Here is an 18,613-nt window from a genome sequence, read left to right on the forward strand (position 1 = left end):
TGTTCCTGCTCACTGGTCGGGCGCGGGGCGGATGGAGTGGTAGGAGCCGTCGTGGAAGAGCAGCGGGCTGCGCCCCTCGTCGAGCCAGGACTCCTCGACCCGGGCGACGACGATGCGGTGGTCCCCGGCGGGGACGACGCTTCGGAGGGTGAGCCGCAGCCACCCGGTCACCCCGTCGAGCACGGGCTCCCCGCCGGCCAACCGGCTCCACCGGGTCGGCGCGGCGAACCGGTCGATGCCGCTGGTGGCGAACGTGGTGGCCAGCGCCTCCTGTTCGGCGCCGAGGAAGTTCACGACGGCCGTGGCGGCCCGCTCGATGTGCGGCCAGGACGAGGTGGACGTCCCTATGCCGAAGGAGACCAGCGGCGGCGTGAGGGAGAGCGAGGTGAGGGAGGTGGCGGTGAATCCCACCGGCCCGCGGCCGGCGTCGGCGGTGACGACGACGACACCGGACGGGTACCGGCGGAAGGCCTGCTTGAAGCGCTCCGCGGCGATACCGGGGGTGCCGGCAGGAGCGGCGGGCACGGCGGGTGCGGGCGGCTGGACGGCGGCGTACGAGGACACGGTGACGGTCAATGTCTCTCCTCGGTCGAGAGGCGGAAAGCGGGGCGTGCCGAAAGGCGCGCGGGCATCAGGGAACACGGGAGTGCGCGGGAGTGCGCGCATCCGGTGTCCGGGAAATGCGGGGAGGAAGGCGATGCGTATTTCAGGGCGGAGGGGGAATCACGCGCGGAAGCGGACCGCCCCGAAATTACTGCCTATCGCTGCCGGTTACCCGGACAGGGGCGACAACAGGAGCGCCGGGCGTTTCCGCTCATCGGCGCGGCCGCGCGGCAGGAATGTGCCGGCGTGGACACGTTCCTCGAATTCCGCTGTCGGCTGGTCATGAATCCATCTTCCCGTTCGCGGGGCGGGCGGTCAACAATGCAACGTTCTGAATTAAAGCGGGAACCGGCGGCGGTCAGGAGACTTTCGGCAGCGCGGGCCAGGGCCCCAGCGGGTCGGTGTGGAGGGCGCCCAGCGCCACGGCGCCGCCTGCGGTGGCCAGGACCGATCCGGTGAAACTGCTGGGCACCACGGCCCGTTCCGGGTCGTCGCAGACCCAGGAGCGCGTTCCCACCTCGGCCCGGAGGTCGGCGAGACACTCCGGCAGCCGGCCCGTCCCCGGTTCCACCACCACCAGGCACTCCGGGTCGAACATGTCCAGGAGCAGAGCCGCGGCCCGCCCCACCAGCCGGGCACGGCGGCGGAACAGTTCCACAGCGCGCCGCTCCCCCGCCACGGCGTGGTCGAGCAGCTCCTGAAAGGTGTCCACGCGCAGGTCCTGCGCGGCCGCGCGACGGACCATGGCACGCTCGGACACCTCCGACTGCAGACAGCCGGTCCGCCCGCAGCCGCAGGGCCCCGCGTCACCCGATCCGCCCGCCCCCAGCGGCAGATGGGCCACGCTGCCGGCACCGGAGCGGGGGCCCCGGTGCAGCTCTCCGGAGGTGGCGAAGGCCGCGTCCACGACCGCGCCGATGAAGAGCAGCACCGTGCTGGCCCGGGTCGACGCCTCACCGAAGAGCTGCTCCGCCCGCGCCAGCGCCCGCGCGTGGCTGTCCACATGGACCGGGAGCCCGGTGGCGGCGGTCAGGATGTCGCGTACCGGCACGGCCCGCCACCCGAGGTGCGGGTGCTCGACGACGACTCCGGCGTCCGGGTCCACCCGGTGGCCGGTGGCGACGCCCAGGGCCAGCACCTGCCGCCCGGCCGCGTGCGTGGCCGTCAACCGGGGCAGCCGGGCGGCCAGGTCGTCGAGGATGTGGCGGGGTTCCGTGCCGCGGTGCGGCCTGCGGTCCTCGGCGACCACCCGCCCGCGCAGGTCCATCAGGGCAACCGTCGAGTGCGCCACCGCGATGTGGGCGCCGGCCACGAGGAAGCGGCCGGTGTCGATCTCCACGGGTACGTGCGGGCGGCCGAGCCCGCGCGGACCGGTCGCCTCGGCGCTCTCCCGGACCAGACCGCGGGAGATGAGCTGTCCGACGTGTCCGGTCACCGAGGCCGGCGAGAGGCCGGTGAGCCGGGCGACGGTGGAGCGGGCCACCGGGCCGTGGTCGAGGATCGCGCCCAGCACGGAGCCCGTGCCGGAGGCACGACGGCCGTGCCCGGCCGAGCGGATCTCGAAGCGGCGCGGAGGCCGGGAGCGGGGGGCGGGCGCAGGCAGACTCGTCACGGGTGTCTTCCGGGTCCTCGATGGCAGCGGGCGTGGAGGGGGTGCCCCTGGACGGGGCCCCTGACGGAAGGGCCGGCGTCGTGCCGGCCGTTCAGCGTTCCCGTGACGGTGCGCCGTGCGCACGGCGGTGGAGACGTGGTCTCCGGTGCGGTCGCGGGGACGGGTCGGTCAGCCCTGGTGACACGCCGCGGAGCACACGCGCTTCAGGTCGACGTGACCTCGCGTCGTCAGGTGTGCGGATCGCTGCATGCCGCGCAACGTAGCCGGACCGCCGCGAGCCGGTCAAACCTCTGACCGCATGATGGACGGCCTGTCCACGGCGGTCGTTGCCCCCGTGTTGCGTCACGTCGAGGGGGTGTGTACGGCGTGTGGCCGCGTCGTGCGGGCAGGGCCGCCGAGCGCGGCCCCATGGCAGCGAACGCGACGTCCCGGCCTGCCCGTTGTCCCCTGCCGGGGCCCACCGGCCCCACCGTTTCCAGGAATTAACCTTTCGATACCTTGTCACCTCCGGTCTACGCGCATAGTTTTTGCCCCCTCACTACATACTTGGGGGCAGTTCCCGTGCAGATAGCCAGACCCGGCTCCGCCCTGCTGGCCGGCGCCGTCGCCGTGACCCTTTCGGTGACCGCGCTGCCCGCCGCCTTCGCGACACCGTCGTCCTCCCGCCGTCATATCCGAGGTGTACGGCGGCGGGGGCAACTCCGGTGCGACGCTCACCCGTGACTTCGTCGAGCTGGCCAACGCCGGTTCGAGCCCGTTCGGCCTGTCCGGCCTCAGCGTCCAGTACCTGCCGGGCACCCCGTCCGCCGGCTCGCTGTGGCAGGTGACCGCGCTGACCGGCACCGTCGCGCCCGGTGGCCGCTACCTCGTCGCCGAGTCCGCGGGCACCGGCGGCACGGTGCCGCTGCCCGCCGCGGACGCCACCGGCACGGTCGCGATGTCCGCGTCGAGCGGGACCGTCGCACTCGTCTCCGGTACCACCCCGCTGACCTGCAGGACCGCCGCGGACTGCGCCGCCGACACCCGGATCGTCGACCTCGTCGGCTACGGCTCCGCGGTCGTGCGCGAGGGCGGCGGCCCGGCGACGGGCGCCTCGGCCACCGCCTCCGTGGCCCGCGGCGCGTCCCTGGCGGACACCGACGACAACGCGGCGGACCTCGGCGCGGGCACGCCGACGCCGGTCAACGCGGCCGGCGGGAGCACGGGCGGCGGGACGGATCCCGGCGAGCCCGGCGGACCGACCGAACCCGGCACCGTGCGGGTGCACGACATCCAGGGCACCACCCGCGTCTCCCCGCTGGCCGGCCAGGCGGTGACCGGCGTGCCCGGCGTCGTCACCGGCGTACGCGCCACCGGCTCGCGCGGCTTCTGGATCCAGGACACCGCGCCGGATGCCGACGCCCGTACGAGCGAGGGCCTGTTCGTCTACACGGGCTCCGCCGCCCCCACCGTCGCGGTCGGGGACTCGGTGCTGGTCAGCGGCAAGGTGGCCGAGTACTACCCGGCCACCGGCACCCAGTCGCTCACCCAGCTCACGGCCCCGCTGACCACGGTCCTGTCCTCGGGCAACGCCCTGCCCACGCCCGTCGTCCTCGACGCGGCCTCGGTGCCGGACGGCTACGTCCCGACGGCCGGCGGCGGGTCGATCGACGCCCTGGCCCTCGACCCGGCGACGTACGCGCTGGACCTGTACGAGTCGCTGGAGGGTGCCCGCGTCACCATGGCCGACACCCGGGTGACGGGTGCGACCACCGCGTACGACGAGGTCTGGGTGACGGTCAAGCCGCAGGAGAACCCGACCCGGCGCGGTGGCACCCTCTACTCGTCGTACGAGGACCAGAACACCGGCCGCCTCAAGGTCATGTCGCTGGACGCCGCGCAGCCGGTCCCGGCGGCCGACGTCGGCGACGTCCTGTCCGGCACCACCACGGGCGTCGTCGACTACGCCTCGTTCGGCGGCTACAACGTGCAGGCCACCGAGCTGGGCACCCTTCTGGACAACGGCCTGAAGCGTGAGGTGACGCGCAAGCAGAAGCGCAGGGAACTCGCGGTCGCCACGTACAACGTGGAGAACCTGGACGCGCTGGACGGACAGGCCAAGTTCGACACGCTCGCCACCGGTGTCGCGGTCGGGCTCGCCTCCCCCGACATCGTCTCGCTGGAGGAGATCCAGGACGACAACGGGGCGGTGAACGACGCCACCGTGGGCTCCGAGGCGACGCTGAAGCGCTTCACGGACGCGATCGTCGCAGCCGGCGGCCCGCGGTACGCCTGGCGTTACATCGCCCCGGCGGACGGCCAGGACGGCGGCGAGCCCGGCGGCAACATCCGCAACGTCTTCCTCTACAACCCCCAGCGGGTCGACTTCGTGGACCGGGCGGGCGGCGACGCGACCACCGCCGTGGAGGCCGTGAAGACGAAGAAGGGCGCCACGCTCTCCGTCTCGCCGGGCCGCATCAACCCGGCGAGCGCGGCCTGGGACGACAGCCGCAAGCCGCTGGTGGGCGAGTTCCGCTTCCGCGGCGAGCCGGTCTTCGTCATCGGCAACCACTTCACGTCCAAGGGGGGCGACCAACCCCTGCACGGCCGCTACCAGGAGCCGGTGCGCAGCTCGGAGACGAAGCGGGTGCAGCAGGCCGTGGAGGTCAACACCTTCGTGAAGTCGCTGCTGAAGGCGGACAGGTCGGCCCAGGTGATCACGCTCGGCGACCTGAACGACTTCGCGTTCTCACCGACGATGGACGCCCTGACGGACGGCAGGGTCCTCAAGCCGCTCATCACGACGCTGCCCGGTAACGAGCAGTACAGCTACGTCTACGACGGCAACTCCCAGACCCTGGACCACATCCTGACCAGTCCCGGCATCCGCCGCCTCGACTACGACGTGGTGCACATCAACGCCGAGTTCGCCGACCAGGCGAGCGACCACGACCCGCAGATCGTGCGGATCGACGTGCGCGGCGGGGGCCGCGGGCACTGACGGCCCGCCTGCGTCCCGCTCAGGTCACGGCCGCGCCGTCCGCGGCCGTGACCTGGTGCGGGAGGCGGGCGGACGCCGCCTCGAGGGGCTGGTCCGTGAAGAAGCGGGTGACGAGCGCGGCGACGTCCTCGGAACGCTCCAGCACGACCCAGTGGTCGGATTCCGCGAGTGTGAGGAACCGGCTGCCCTCGATCGTGCCGGCGAACGCCCGCTGCCGCTCCGGTGACGTCACCGTGTCGTGCTCCCCCGCGAAGACCAGCGCCGGGACGCCCGACAGTCCCCCGGAGAAGTCCGGCCGGTCCCCCAGCGCCCGCTCCAGCGAATCGACGGCATGCGGCGAGTGGTTGAGCGCGTGCAGGAACGAGCGGCGCACGTAACGCCTGGCGAGCTCCCTGCGGTGCACCGGCCGCTCCGGGTCCAGGCACATCAGCCCGTCGGCGGCGAGCACCGCGAAACCCTCCGCGTCACCCTCGGCGAGCCGACGCCGCGCACGGTTCCAGTGACCCCGCTGTTCGTCGGTGATGTGGACGGGTACGCCGCCGAGGACGAGCCGGGCGATGCGTCCCGGGTCGTGCCGCGCACAGCCGAAGGCGATGGCCGCGCCGTAGGAGAAGCCGAACAGGTTGATCCGGGGCGCGCCGAGGTCGTCGATGATCCCGGTGACCGCGGCGCGCAGGAGGGAGGCGCTCGGCCCCGGCGGCAGGGGGTCGGCCGTACCCATGCCGGGCAGGTCCGCGGTCACCACGTCGGCCACCGGGCCGAGGTGATCGTCCATCTGCGGCCAGCCGAACATCCCCTGCAGGGCGCCGCCCAGGACGAGGACGGGGGCGGTACAGTCCGCGCCGGGCTGCCCGGCGCGGGGCAGCACCCGGTATCCGTACCGCAGTCCCGCCACGGACAGGGTGCGGATGATCTCCTGGGACATCGTGCTCCCCTTTCCGTCAGGCCCTGCTGAGCACGAGAGCCGCGTTGTGGCCGCCGAAGCCGAGCGACGTCTTGACCGCGTGGTCGAACGTGCTCCGCCTGGCCTCCTTGCTCACCACCTCGACGGGGATACCGGGGTCCGGAGCGTCGAGGTTGGCGGTCGGCGGGACGAGCTGGCGCTGGAGCGCCATGACGGTCAGCGCGGCCTCGATGCCGCCGGCGGCACCGAGGGTGTGCCCGGTCATCGCCTTGGTGGACGTGACGAGGGGCTGGTCGCCGAGGACCCGCCGCAGCATGGTCGCCTCGATGAGGTCGTTGGCGACGGTGGAGGTGCCGTGGGCGTTGACGTGCCCGATGTCCGACCCGTCGATGCCGGCGTCGGCCAGGGCGGTGCGCAGTGCCCGTTCGATGCCGAGGCCGTCAGGGTCGGGGGCGACGGCCGAGTGGGCGTCGCTGGAGGCGCCGTAGCCCGCGACGCGGGCCCGGACGGTGGCCCCACGGGCGCGGGCGTGCTCCGGACGCTCCATGACGAGGAGACCGGCGCCCTCGCCGACGACAAAGCCGTCGCGGTGCGTGTCGAAGGGGCGGCAGGCCGCCTGCGGGTCGTCGCGCCGGGTGGAGACCGCCCGCATCTGGCAGGCGCTGGCGATCAGGAGCCGGGAGCAGACCGATTCGGCGCCGCCCGCGACGACGATGTCGCACGCGCCGGTGCGGAGCATCTGGTGGGCGGTGCCGATGGCGACGGTGCCGGAGGAGCAGGCCGTGGAGACGGCCTGGCTCGGTCCGTGGACGCCCAGGTCCATCGCGACGCTGCTGGCCGCCCCGTTGACGACGGTCAGCGGGGCGAGCTTCGGGGACACCCGCCGGGCGCCGCGTTCGGTGAGGGTGGTGTGCTGCGCGTCGTAGAAGGGCAGGCCGCCGTGGGCGGAGCCGATGACGACGGCGACGCGGCCGCTGTCCCAGACCGACGGGTCGAGTCCGGCATCGGCGACGGCCTCGCGGGCGGCGATCACGGCGAGCTGCGAGAAGCGGTCCATCAGCCGCAGGGCGGCGACGCCCAGGACGCCCTCGGTGTCCAGGCCGGTGATGGTGTACATGAAGTCGCACGGCAGGCCGGCCAGTTCCTCCCGGTGCAGGACGTTCGGGGCGGCGGTCGCGTCGCACACCCCGTCCCACGCCGCCCCGGCCCCCACCCCGGCGGCGGTGACCAGGCCGATGCCGGTGACCGCCGCGTCGAACGGCTCGATGCCAGGCCGTGTGGACGCGCGTGCGAAAGGCCGGCGGCCGCTCACGCGCCGGCCTTGCTGCTCACGGCCGCGACGAGCCGGCCGACGGTGTCGCGCGAGGACAGGACGACGTCCTCCAGGTCGATGTCCATCCGGTCCTCGATGAGCAGCCGCAACTCCTCCAGGGCGAGTGAGTCCAGCCGCAGCTGACGCAGCGGCACCTCGGGCCGGATGACATCGGGATCGGTCCCGAATCGGGTGACGAGCAAGGCGCTGATCTCTTCCGAGGTGCTCATGGGGACGCTCCTCCGCTCTCGGTACGCGGTGACGCCGGCCGCGTGGGGGGTGAGATGGCCATCGGGGACGCCGGCTGCTCGGGAGGGACCCTTTATACGCCTTCGCGGCCGGGATTCCGGACTCCGTTCCCCCGTGAGGAGGGGGGACGGCCAGGTGTGCGAATCCGCCGGGCCGAGGCGGCGGGCGACACGGCGGGCGGGGAGCGGGCCCCGCGGGAAGGCCGGGGAGCCAGGGCGGTGGCGCCCGTCCGGCAGTGCCGGCCCGCGCCGTCATCCGGAGCCCAACGGGGCTGCCCGCGGCGGGCCTTGAGCCGTACACTCCGCGATCATGACCTTCGAAACGGTTCAGGCCGGCACCGGCGCAGCCGAGGGCTCCGCACTCGCCGGGCCCGGCCTCTTCGCGACCATGTCCACCATGCGCGCCATGCGCCGCCTCGAGCCGGACCCCGTGCCGGACGAGACGATCGAGCAGCTCATACAGGCCGCCGTCTGGGGGCCCAGCGGCGGCAACATGCAGTGCTACGAGTACGTGGTCGTCACCGACCGCGAGGTGATGGCCCGCCTGGCCCCGCTGTGGAAGCGCTGCGTGGACGCCTATCTGGCGACGACCGGGAAGTACGCGCCCCAGGGCATGGACGACGCGGCGTACGGGCGGATGGTCGCGGCCATCGAATACCAGCGCGACCACTTCGCGGACACGCCGGCCCTGATCATCCCCTGCTACAAGTTCCCCGAGCCCCGGCTGGAGAAGGAGGGTCTGCAGGCGTACGCCCAGGCGCTCGGCCCCGAGGGGGTCGCGCACATGACGAGCACGCAGACGCGCTTCCAGGCGCTCGCCGAGGGCTCCTGTGTCTATCCGGGCGTCCAGAACCTCCTGCTCGCGGCGCGGGCGCTCGGGCTCGCCGCGAACATCACCATCTGGCACCTGATGCTGGAGGCGGAATGGAAGGAGGCGCTCGGGATCCCCGCCGATACGCGCACCTTCGCCGCGATCCCGGTGGGCCGGCCGCAGGGCAACTTCGGACCGGTCCGGCGCCGGCCGGTGGCCGACGTCATCCACCGGGACCGCTGGTAGGGCCGGGCGCGCCGCCGCCCTCCGCCCGGGGCGGCGGCTCCACCGGTGTGCCGTCCCTGCCGCAACTCCATTGGAGTGAGTGGACATTGGACACACCGTGACACCGTTGTCATGCCATATTCAGCTGGATAGCCTGTGCGGGCTCGAGGCCCCCGCCCCACCCCACCGGGCCCGGGGGACCTCCACTCTCCCCCCACGGACCAGGAGCAGGTATGCCCCGACGCCCCGCCGGCCACACCGCAGGACGCACAGCGGTTCTGGCCGCTCTCGCCGTCACCGCCCTCGTCGCCGCCGGCCGGCCGGCCCCGGCCGCGACCACCGCCCCACAACCCATGAACCAGGCCTTCGACAGGGCGGCCGAGAAGTTCGGCGTACCGCGCGATCTGCTCGCCGCCGTCGGCTACGGCGAGACGCACCTGGACGGCCACGCCGGGCGCCCGAGCCAGGCGAACGGATACGGAGTGATGCACCTCGTCAGCAACCCGGCCAACCGCTCCCTGGAGAAGGCCGCCGCGCTGACGGGCGAGTCCGCGGCCGATCTGCGCCAGGACACCGAGGCCAACATCCTGGGCGGCGCCGCCGTGCTGCGCAACCACGCCGACGCGCTCGGCCTGGACGGGGCCGAGCGCCGGGACATCGACGCCTGGTACCCGGCCGTCGCCCGGTACAGCGGCGCGCAGGGCCCCGTCGCCGCCCTCTACGCGGACACCGTCTACACCTTCCTCGCCGAGGGTCTGCGCACGACGGTCCGGGGCGGCGAACGGGTCTCGGTGCCTTCCCGCCCGGTCGCTCCCGAGAAGGGTGACCTGGCCACCGCCCAGGTCACGACGCCGAGCCCCGACTACCCCTCGGCCCTGTGGCTGCCCGCCGCCTCCGCCAACTACGCGACGGGCCGGACGGCGACGGTCGACAAGGTGGTCATCCACGTCATGCAGGGCTCGTACGCCGGCACGATCAGCTGGTTCCAGAACGCGGCGTCGAAGGTCAGCTCCCACTACGTCGTCCGCTCCTCGGACGGCGAGGTCACCCAGATGGTGCGGGACAAGGACACCGCTTACCACGCCAAGAGCGCCAACGCCTCGTCGCTGGGCATCGAGCACGAGGGCTTCATCGACGACCCGTCGTGGTTCACCGACAGCATGTACCGCTCCTCCGCGGCGCTCACCGCCCACCTGTGCGACCGGTACGGCATCCCGAAGGACCGCTCCCACGTCATCGGGCACAGCGAGGCCCCCGGGAACGACCACACCGACCCGGGAGCCAACTGGAACTGGACCCTCTACATGCAGCTCGTCACCGGCACCGGCACGACCGGCGGCGGCGGGAGCGAGAGCGACGGGCTGACCTTCGGCGCGTACGCGACCCAGCAGCCGGGCTCGGCGGGCACGCAGGTCAGGGCCGCGCAGCAACTGCTCGACCGGCAGGGCTACGAGGTGGGCGCCGTGGACGGTGTCTTCGGCCCTGCGACGAAGTCCGCCGTGCAGGCGTTCCAGACGGCCCGCGGGCTGACCGCCGACGGCACGGTCGACACGGGGACCTGGACCGCCCTGCTCTCCGCGGGCACCACCCCGGTCCTCGCCGAGGGTCGTACGGGTGAGGCGGTGAAGCGGCTGCAGCGGGCGCTGACCGCCGCGCTCGGATCGACGGTCGCCGTCGACGGGACCTTCGGTTCGGCGACGGACACGGCCGTGCGCGCGTACCAGAAGGCGCGGGGCCTGACGGTCGACGGCGGGGTGGGACCCGACACCTGGGCGGCGCTGCAGACCGGACGCTGACCCCGCGCGGTGCCTCCGGCCGCGGCGAGGCGGGCCCCCTTGTGCGGGGGCCCGCCTCGCCGCCGGCGTCAGTGGGCGTCGTACACGCTCCGGTAGTGGCCGAGCGCCGTCTCGCGCACCTTGCGCTCGTCCCAGGTGTCGAAGCGCCCGGGGTCGAGCCGGGCGGGGTCCACCGGTGTTCCGCCGGTCCCCAGCAGCTGTCCGGCCAACTGCCGGCCGACACCTGCGGCATGGGTGATCCAGCTCGCCTCCGCGAACCACAGCCCGGGGACACCGGCTGCCGGGCCCACCAGCGGGAGTTCGTCCGGCGTCATGGCGAAGACCCCGTTGAGGCGGCGTCCCAGCGGCGCGTCGCGGAAGGCGGGCACGAGGCCGGTGGCCTCGGCCAGGGCGGTGCCGAAGTCCAGTTCCCTGAACGGACGTTCGGCGGTGGCGAGGCCGGAGGTTGGCTCCATGGGCAGCGGCGGGTGCGCGTAGCTGCCCAGCCCGTAGCGGCGGCCGTGGCGGCGGGTGTACACCGACTGGTCGGGGTAGCGCACGATGGGGGTGTCGATGGGGGTGTCGTCCAGCTCGGGGCGTTCGGCGGTGAACAGGTACGGGTGCTGCACGCTTACCATGGGCAGCCGGACACCGGCGGTCGCCGCGAGCACGGGCCCCCAGATCCCGGTGGCGAGCACCACCCGCCCGGCCCGCACCACGGCGCCGTCCTCACGCGTGCGTACTCCGGTGACGCGGCCGCACTCGGTCTCCAGCGCACCGACCGGGGTGTTCCAGCAGAAGCGCGCACCGGCCCGCTCCGCCGCGGCGACCAGTGCGCCGGTCAGCGCGACCGGGTCCGCCGCGCCGTCGGACGGGATGTGCAGGCCCCCGACGGCCTGGTCGGCGTCGACCAGCGCAGGGGCGAGCGCCACGGCCGACGCCGCGTCCAGCACGTGCGCCTCGACACCCAGCGCCATGCCGTGCTCGACGTCCTGGTAGCACTGTTCCAGCCGCGCCTCGGTGGTCGCCACCTCCAGGCAGCCGACCTGGCGGAAGGGCGGTTCGGCCGCGGAGGCGGAGAGCTCGAGGTAGGTGGCGACGCTGTCCTTGGCCAGTACGGCCAGCTCCGGCGTCACACTGAGCTGGCCGACGAAGCCGGGCGCCAGACCGGTCGATCCGGGCAACCGCTCCGGCCCCCGGGCATCCAGCACGGTCACGCGCTCGTGACCGAGCAGGGCCAGGTGGTACGCGACCGAGGCTCCCACCACTCCGGCTCCGACCACCAGGATCTCGTCCGCTGCCATCGGTTGCTCCTTCTCGGTGAACGCGTATGCGGCGCCCGCATTATGGCATCGGGGGCGCCGGACGATCACGGCCGCCGGACGCCCGCATCTCGCCGCGCCTTGTGTCACCGCTCCGTAACAGGCCGGGGGCCGGACACAACTTCCAGCCCCTGTCGCGACTCCAACTCACCACCGACAGAGCACCATCGACACGCATGGGGGCACCACAATGACCCACCGGCGTCACGCGGCCGTTGCCGCCGCGTCCTTCCTCCTCCTGACGGGCCTCGGCATCGCGGCCCCCTCCCCGGCCTTCGCGGGCACGCCCGGCGGCACGCACGCCGACGACCGCAACAGCGACTTCGACGGTGACGGGTACGACGACGTCCTGACCGGTGCTCCGGGTGGCACCGACGGCGGACGCAAGGGCGCCGGCTACATCAGCGTCCAGTACGGCGCCGCGAACGGCATAGGCACCGCCACCAGCACGCCCAGGGTCCGCACCGCCGTCTTCGGTCAGGCGAGCTCCGGCGTCCCGGGCAGCGCCGAGGCGGGTGACGGCTTCGGCGCGGCCGTCGCCACCGGGGACCTCGACGCCGACGGGTACGACGACGCGGTCGTCGCCGCGCCGGGTGAGGACGAGGGCGCGGTGGCCGACGCCGGCCGCGTGACCGTCCTGTACGGCTCCAGGACCGGGCTGTCCACGGCCCGCTCCACCACCATGAGGGCCGCCGCCCCCGAGGCGGACGCCCGGTTCGGTCTCGCCCTCGCCGCCGCCCGGCTCACCGGAGCCACACCGGGTGATGCCCTGGTCGTGGCCGACCGCGGGGGTGCGGACCTGTTCGTCCACACCGCCGGCGCCCTGCGGCCGGCCGGCCGCCTGGACACGAGCGGCTCCCCCGGGGGTGTGAGGATCAGGCCCGCTTCCCTGACGACCGGCGACTACGACGACGACGGGTACGCCGACCTGTTCGTGGCCGGGATCAGCCTGGAGGAGGACCAGCGCGGACGGTCGGCCCTGTACGCGGGCGGCGCCGACGGTCCGGCGTACGTCCGCGACCTGTCAGGCGGCCCCGCCACGGCCTCGGGGGACATCAACGACGACGGGTACGACGACTTCGTCTACGGCAAGCCCGACCGGCTCGCCGACGTCTACGAGCCCCTCAACGGCGGCTACGTCGGCGTCTACCTGGGCAGCGACCAGGGCATGCGGGACTACGACGAGCTCGGCACCCCTTCGCAGGTGTGGGCCCAGTACACCGCCGGGGTGCCGGGCACCGCCGAGCTGGGTGACGGCTTCGGCGCCGACGTCTCCCTCGCCGACATCGACGGGGACGGTTACGCGGACCTGGCTGTGGGCGTGCCCGGCGAGGACATCGGCAGCGTGGCGGACGCGGGCGGGGTACGCGTCCTGCGCGGCTCGGCCGCCGGGCTGACCGCGGCCCGCGCGCGGTCCTTCGACCAGGACTCGGCAGGGATACCCGGGACGGCGGAGAAGGGAGACCGCTGGGGCGCCCAGGTCCGGCTCGCCGACACGGACGCCGACGGCCGTGCGGAGCTGCTGGCCGCGGCGCCCGGTGAGAACACCTCCGACGGAGTGGTCTGGGTCCTTCCCGCGGCCACGACCGGGACCGTGAGCACCGGATCGTGGTCGTACGGCGGAGGCTCGCTCGGCGCGTCCGGCGCGGACGCACGGTACGGCGAGGCGATCGACGAGTAGACCCTCACGGACCACCGGAGAGCGGCGCCCCGCACCGAGCCTCTAGGTCTCGGTGCGGGGCGCCCGGCGCACTGCCCGGGTCACTTCAGGCCGAAGGCCCTGATGATCTCCTGGTCGACGGCGAGTCCGCCGTCCGCCTCGGCGTGCGCCTTGAGCGAGACGAACGAGGCACCCTCCCGGGGCGTCCTGAACCGGGCGGTCCACGAACCGTCCGCACCCTTGCGCGGCTGCACCGCGCTCCAGGTCTGCCCGTCGTCGTAACTGACCGACAGCGAAGCCTTGTTCGCGCTCACCGCTGCCTCCAGCCACTCCTGGGTACCGGAGGACAGGCCGACCTCGGTCCACTTCCCCGCGTCGACGTCACCGGCGAGGTCCGTGTCGACGTCGAAGTCCAGCTGGAGCATCGGGATGTCCGCCTGCCACGGGCCGTCCGCGTCGAGCGCGCCCGACTCGAACTCCCACGAACTGTGGGTGCGGGTGGAGGTCTTCCAGGTGCCGCCGTCCCGGACGGAGTCGATGGTCAGCCGGTACGGCAGCCTGCCGGTGGACAGGTTCCCCGCGTAGCCGGCGCGGCCGGCGCCCTTCCCGAGCAGTGTGCCGCCCTGGTACAGGGCGTACGAGGTCGTGTCGTACTCGTCCGCGGGCATCGAACCGGAGTGTCCGGCACCGGAGTCCGTCCACGGGGTGATGTTGAACTGCATGTCGTTGTTCACGGTCCGGAAGGGACCCCAGTACCCCGTGCCGAGGCGCGGACGGGTGACCGGTGCGAACCACTCGGCCGGGTAGGTGCGGCCCGCCGTGTAGTCCAGTTCCCCGCTGCGCATCTCGGCGGCGGTGTCGGAGGTGGCGGCGTTCAGGACCGAGTGGTTCTCGTACCAGAACGAGTCGCCCGGCAGGGGGCTGACCCACTCGGTGCGGATGCCCGGGAACTTCTCGTACTCCTCGAAGCCGAGACCGGGGCCGTAGTCCGGGATGTCGTAGCGGTAGCCCGCGCCCGGAGTCTCCTTGTGGCCGTAGAAGGTGTTCTCGACCTTCGCGAGCCGGCCGGCCGACGGGGCGAAGGCCAGTGACCGGTCCGGGATGGTCCCGTCATGACGGTCCACCAGGTCGTAGACGTACGAGGCGAACTTCTTCTGGTCGACGGAGAGCTTCCTGCCGCGCTGCGCCGCCTTGATCAGCGTCTCACCCGCGATCTTCTGCACCGAGGCGACCGGGATGGTGGTCTGCTCGCCGTACGGCACGTAGCTCTCCAACGCGACTCCGCGGCCGTCGTTGACGACGAAGAGCGCCTTCGCGCCCGCCGCGAGTGCGTTGGCCAGCCGCTCTGCGGGCGGGACCGTGTCGCTGCGCGTGACGACGACGGCCTTGCCCTTGACGCTGCGGCCCTTGTAGTCGGCCGCGGCGCCGTCGCCTGCGAAGACACCGGTGAGCTTCTGTTCGCTGTCCTCGGCGACGACCGAGCCGTTCTGCACCGTGACCGGGACGTCGTGGCCGTCGGCCGTCAGGTCGATCAGCTCCTCGCCCTGGCGCCAGCGTGTGAGGAAGCTGAAGCTGCCCTGGGTGACCTTCTTCGTCGGGCTCGCCCACAACTGGTCGTAGGCCAGCGGGATCTGGAACGCGTCGCGCTGGACGGTGCCGTCCGGGGCGGTGCGTGCCATGTCGTACCGCAGCTGCCGGGTCTCGGTCTCCTCGGGGGTGCGCACGGTCACCTTGCGGGCCTTCGACGCGTCCAGGGTGACCGTGGTGGGCTCGTCCAGGATGGTCTCGGGGGCCGCGAGGAAGGCCACGGCCTTGGAGTCCGCTCGGTCACCGTCGATGTCCACGGAGGTCCAGGCGGTGTAGTTGCCGGGAGGCAGTCGCAGGGTGGTCTCGCCGGGGACCGCCACGACACCCAGGTTCGGGTCGCCGAGCTGGGCGATGACGACGTTGCCGTCCATCGGTCCGCCCGACCGGTCACGCAGCTTCAGGGTGAGGTCGTAGAGCTCCTGCTCCTTGTTCAGGGCGAAGCCGGTGTGCGCGACGGTCTCGCCGGCCGCGTCCTTGGCGACGACCTGCCCGGAGAACTGGGTGTCGTTCGGGACCTCGGAGGGATCCAGCGACAGCACCGCCTGGGCGGTGGAGCCCGCCGGGACGGTCAGCGTGGACGTGGACAGTGTGTAGGCCGCGGAGTCCGTGCCGGTGGCCAGGCTCAGGGTGACGTCCTGCGCACCGGTGTTGCGGTAGGTGATGGTGCGCTCGGCGACCGGGTCGGAGGCGGAGTGCGGCCAGTCGTAGGACGCCACCTCGACGGAGCCGGTGGCCTCGATCGTCGTGTCGATCGCCGCCTTGACGTCGAGCCGGCCGGTGCCCTGCTCGTACGGCGTGTAGGCGGGCAGCTGCTCGGAGGAGGTCATCAGCGCGTCCTTGATGCGCTGACCGGACCAGTCGGGGTGGCGCTGCTTCAGGACGGCCGCGGCGCCCGCGACGTGCGGGGTCGCCATCGACGTACCGGACATCCGCTGGTACATGCCGCTGATGCCGGGCACCGCCTGCGAGGCGGCGGCGTTGATGCCGACTCCGGGAGCCGACAGGTCGGGCTTCAGGCCGTACGACCTGACCAGCGGGCCCATCGAGGAGAAGTCCGCGCGGTTGTCCTGCTTGTCGACGGCCGCGATGGTGAGCGCCTTGCCGGCGGAGCCGGGCGATCCGATGGTGCCCGCGCCGTAGGCGTTGCCGGCGGCGATCACGAAGAGCGGCCCGCCGTCCGCCGAGAGGGCGTCGACCGCCTGGGCCATCGGGTCGTCACCGTCGTCCGGGATGCTGGAGCCGAGGCTCATGGAGACGACGTCGGCTCCTTCGGCCTTCGCCCACTCCATGGCCTCGATGATGCCGGAGTCGGCGCCGGAACCTTCGTCGCCGAGCACCTTGCCGACGATCAGGTCGGCGGCGGGGGCGACGCCCTTGTTGGCGCCGTCCGATGCGGCGCCGGACCCGGCGATGGTGGAGGCGACGTGCGTACCGTGACCGTTCCTGTCGAGGACCTCTTCGCCGGGGACGAAGCTCTTCGCCAGTTTGATCCGGTCCTTGACGTCCGGGTGGGTGGCGTCGATGCCCGTGTCGAGGACGGCGACCGTGGTGCCCTTGCCGTCGTAGCCGGCCGCCCACGCCTGCGGGGCGCCGACCTGCGGGACCGAGTCCTTGAGCACCGCCTCGGCCCGGCCGTCGAGCCACAGTTTCGCGATGCCGTCGTCCAGTGCGCGGCTCTTCCCGTTCCGGGTGATGTCGCTCCAGAAGGCGCGGGCGTCGTCCTTGTCGGCCTTCAGTGCCGCACCGTGGATCGACTCCAGATGCCGGACCGTCCTGCTGCCGCGTGGCGCGGCGGGCAGCGAACGTGCCGCGCCCGCGGGGTAGGTGGCGATCAGCGGGATGCCGCCCGCGTGCTCGTCGTCGTAGCCCATCCCGGCCAGCGCGGTGACGTTGAAGAGCCGGCGGTCCAGCTTCCCCGCCGCGATGAGGGTGCTCGCCTCGTCGGGCAGGACGTAGATGTCCTCCCCGGCCTGCTGCACGTGGACCCCGCCCGTCGCGCCGTCGGGTCGGTCCACCGTGACGGTGTCCTGGTTGCCCGCGCCGTCCGAGTAGTGGACGACGTCACCGGTGACGAGGGTGATGTCGTGGTCACGGACCGGGGCCGCCTGGCGGTCCCCGGCGGCCGGCGGTTGCGGAGCGGCGGTGGCGGAGCCCGCCGCGGGGAGCATGACGCCGCTCACGAGGGCGACCGAGGTCGCTATGAGCAGAGCCCTGCGTCCGGCGCGAGCGGGTCTCGCCCGGCCGGAAACGGAGGAGAGGGAAAGTGTCATGCAGCTGATCTACCGGTAAATCCGGGACCACAGACGGCTTCGCCCTGGCGTGAAACCGCCGTGGCGGCTACCCGCCCGCGCCGATCACCCGTTGTCCGCCCCGTTCAGGGGGCGTGCGCCGGTGGCCCGGTTCAGGCCACCGAGGCGAGTGGAGGGCCGCTTTCGTGGTGGATCGCGGTGTGGGCGCCTTTCAGCGGGACCCCACTGCCGCCGCGCCGTACCGCGACGATCTCTGCCGCGATCGAGAGGGCGGTCTCCTCCGGGGTACGGGCTCCGAGATCGAGCCCGATCGGCGAGTGCAGCGCGGCCAGTCGGCGCTCGGTGACACCGGCCTCGCGCAGCCGCTCGTTGCGCTCCAGGTGGGTGCGGCGCGAGCCCATCGCGCCGACGTAGGCGACCGGCAGCCGCAACGCCAGTTCCAGCAGCGGTACATCGAACTTGGCGTCGTGCGTGAGGACGCAGAGCACCGTGCGCGCGTCCACGTCGGTGGCGGCGAGATAGCGGTGCGGCCAGTCGACGACGATCTCGTCGGCGTCCGGGAAGCGGGCCGCCGTGGCGAAGACGGGGCGGGCGTCGCAGACGGTGACGCGGTAGCCGAGGAAGCGGCCGGCACGCACCAGGGCGGCGGCGAAGTCGATCGCCCCGAAGACGATCATCCGGGGCGGCGGGACGCTCGATTCGACGAGCAGGGTGACGGGGCTGCCGCATCGGGAGCCCTCGGCGCCGATGGTGATCGGACCGGTACGGCCCGCGTCGAGCAGCGCGCGTGCCTCGGCGGCGGCCGTGCGGTCCAGTTCGGGGTCTCCGCCCAGCCCGCCCTGGTACGTGCCGTCGGGGTGGACGAGCAGGGGACGGCCGAGCAGGCCGTCCGGGCCTTCGGTGACCCGGGCGACCGCCGCCGCGCCGCCGCCCGCGGCGGTGGCGAGCGCGGCGGCGAACACCGGGCGCGCGGGGTCGTCCGCGCGCACCGGGGTCACCAGGACGTCGATGACTCCCCCGCAGGTCAGACCGACCGCGAAGGCGTCGTCGTCGCTGTAGCCGAAGCGCTCGCGCACGGTGACGCCGTCCGCGAGGGCCTGCCGGCACAGCTCGTAGACCGCGCCCTCCACACACCCGCCGGAGACCGACCCGACGGCCGTGCCCTCGCTGTCGACGGCGAGGGCGGCGCCCGGCTGCCGGGGGGCGCTGCCGCCGACCGCCACCACGGTGGCCACGGCGAACGCGCGTCCCTGCCCGACCCACCGGTGCAGCTCTTCGGCGATGTCCAGCATGGCGTGTCTCCTTCTGACAGAGGTGCGGAGGTT

At 73.2% G+C, this 18,613-nt stretch carries 11 protein-coding genes and 1 pseudogene; 4 read left to right on the top strand and 8 right to left on the bottom strand.

What is annotated here, in order from left to right:
- Positions 1-9 precede the first annotated feature (9 nt).
- The gene (locus QFZ58_RS08010; protein ID WP_307124222.1) at positions 10-576 is read right to left on the bottom strand and encodes a flavin reductase family protein; all 567 of its coding nucleotides are present in this window, start codon (positions 574-576) and stop codon (positions 10-12) included.
- A gap of 385 nt (positions 577-961) precedes the next feature.
- The gene (locus QFZ58_RS08015; protein ID WP_307124223.1) at positions 962-2,215 is read right to left on the bottom strand and encodes an ROK family transcriptional regulator; all 1,254 of its coding nucleotides are present in this window, start codon (positions 2,213-2,215) and stop codon (positions 962-964) included.
- Between the two features lie 561 nt (positions 2,216-2,776).
- On the opposite strand from QFZ58_RS08015, the pseudogene QFZ58_RS08020 reads away from it, so the two are divergent.
- Positions 2,777-5,195: pseudogene (locus QFZ58_RS08020) on the top strand (endonuclease/exonuclease/phosphatase family protein).
- A gap of 19 nt (positions 5,196-5,214) precedes the next feature.
- On the opposite strand, the gene QFZ58_RS08025 reads toward QFZ58_RS08020, so the two are convergent.
- The 3 genes from QFZ58_RS08025 to QFZ58_RS08035 are packed head-to-tail and all read right to left on the bottom strand — an operon-like array spanning position 5,215 to position 7,641.
- Positions 5,215-6,120, bottom strand: a complete 906-nt coding sequence (locus tag QFZ58_RS08025; RefSeq protein ID WP_307124224.1) for an alpha/beta fold hydrolase — start codon at positions 6,118-6,120, stop codon at positions 5,215-5,217.
- Between the two features lie 16 nt (positions 6,121-6,136).
- Complete coding sequence (locus QFZ58_RS08030) at positions 6,137-7,411, bottom strand: beta-ketoacyl synthase (protein WP_307124225.1); 1,275 nt, start codon at positions 7,409-7,411, stop codon at positions 6,137-6,139.
- A complete protein-coding gene (locus tag QFZ58_RS08035) occupies positions 7,408-7,641 on the bottom strand; it encodes an acyl carrier protein (protein WP_307124226.1) in 234 nt (77 codons plus the stop codon). The genes QFZ58_RS08030 and QFZ58_RS08035 overlap by 4 nt, the downstream gene beginning before the upstream one ends.
- Positions 7,642-7,969: 328 nt before the next feature.
- Here QFZ58_RS08035 and QFZ58_RS08040 point away from each other — a divergent pair, with 328 nt between their 5' ends.
- Together QFZ58_RS08040 and QFZ58_RS08045 are read left to right on the top strand one after the other, a co-directional pair.
- The gene (locus QFZ58_RS08040) at positions 7,970-8,716 is read left to right on the top strand and encodes a nitroreductase family protein (protein WP_307124227.1); all 747 of its coding nucleotides are present in this window, start codon (positions 7,970-7,972) and stop codon (positions 8,714-8,716) included.
- 212 nt (positions 8,717-8,928) lie between these two features.
- Entirely contained in the window at positions 8,929-10,491 is a 1,563-nt protein-coding gene (locus QFZ58_RS08045) for a peptidoglycan-binding protein (protein WP_307124228.1), read from the top strand.
- 68 nt (positions 10,492-10,559) lie between these two features.
- Here QFZ58_RS08045 and QFZ58_RS08050 read toward each other — a convergent pair whose 3' ends face one another.
- The gene (locus tag QFZ58_RS08050; protein ID WP_307124229.1) at positions 10,560-11,774 is read right to left on the bottom strand and encodes an FAD-binding oxidoreductase; all 1,215 of its coding nucleotides are present in this window, start codon (positions 11,772-11,774) and stop codon (positions 10,560-10,562) included.
- A 208-nt stretch (positions 11,775-11,982) separates the two neighbouring features.
- Between QFZ58_RS08050 and QFZ58_RS08055 the strand changes: the two genes are divergently transcribed.
- Positions 11,983-13,473 (top strand): FG-GAP repeat protein, encoded by a 1,491-nt coding sequence (locus QFZ58_RS08055; protein ID WP_307124230.1) that lies wholly within the window; start codon positions 11,983-11,985, stop codon positions 13,471-13,473.
- 80 nt (positions 13,474-13,553) lie between these two features.
- Here QFZ58_RS08055 and QFZ58_RS08060 read toward each other — a convergent pair whose 3' ends face one another.
- Together QFZ58_RS08060 and QFZ58_RS08065 are read right to left on the bottom strand one after the other, a co-directional pair.
- Positions 13,554-17,309, bottom strand: a complete 3,756-nt coding sequence (locus QFZ58_RS08060; protein ID WP_307124231.1) for a S8 family serine peptidase — start codon at positions 17,307-17,309, stop codon at positions 13,554-13,556.
- A gap of 131 nt (positions 17,310-17,440) precedes the next feature.
- Positions 17,441-18,580, bottom strand: a complete 1,140-nt coding sequence (locus QFZ58_RS08065; protein ID WP_307124232.1) for an XdhC/CoxI family protein — start codon at positions 18,578-18,580, stop codon at positions 17,441-17,443.
- Positions 18,581-18,613 lie beyond the last annotated feature (33 nt).

Source organism: Streptomyces sp. B1I3 (genome assembly GCF_030816615.1).
Lineage (GTDB): Bacteria > Actinomycetota > Actinomycetes > Streptomycetales > Streptomycetaceae > Streptomyces.

Coding starts and splice junctions, on each gene's coding strand:
- QFZ58_RS08040 (WP_307124227.1), top strand. CDS start 7,970: ATGACCTTCGAAACGGTTCAGGCCGGCACCGGCGCAGCCGAGGGCTCC.
- QFZ58_RS08050 (WP_307124229.1), bottom strand. CDS start 11,774: ATGGCAGCGGACGAGATCCTGGTGGTCGGAGCCGGAGTGGTGGGAGCC.
- QFZ58_RS08055 (WP_307124230.1), top strand. CDS start 11,983: ATGACCCACCGGCGTCACGCGGCCGTTGCCGCCGCGTCCTTCCTCCTC.
- QFZ58_RS08025 (WP_307124224.1), bottom strand. CDS start 6,120: ATGTCCCAGGAGATCATCCGCACCCTGTCCGTGGCGGGACTGCGGTAC.
- QFZ58_RS08035 (WP_307124226.1), bottom strand. CDS start 7,641: ATGAGCACCTCGGAAGAGATCAGCGCCTTGCTCGTCACCCGATTCGGG.
- QFZ58_RS08045 (WP_307124228.1), top strand. CDS start 8,929: ATGCCCCGACGCCCCGCCGGCCACACCGCAGGACGCACAGCGGTTCTG.
- QFZ58_RS08065 (WP_307124232.1), bottom strand. CDS start 18,580: ATGCTGGACATCGCCGAAGAGCTGCACCGGTGGGTCGGGCAGGGACGC.
- QFZ58_RS08060 (WP_307124231.1), bottom strand. CDS start 17,309: ATGACACTTTCCCTCTCCTCCGTTTCCGGCCGGGCGAGACCCGCTCGC.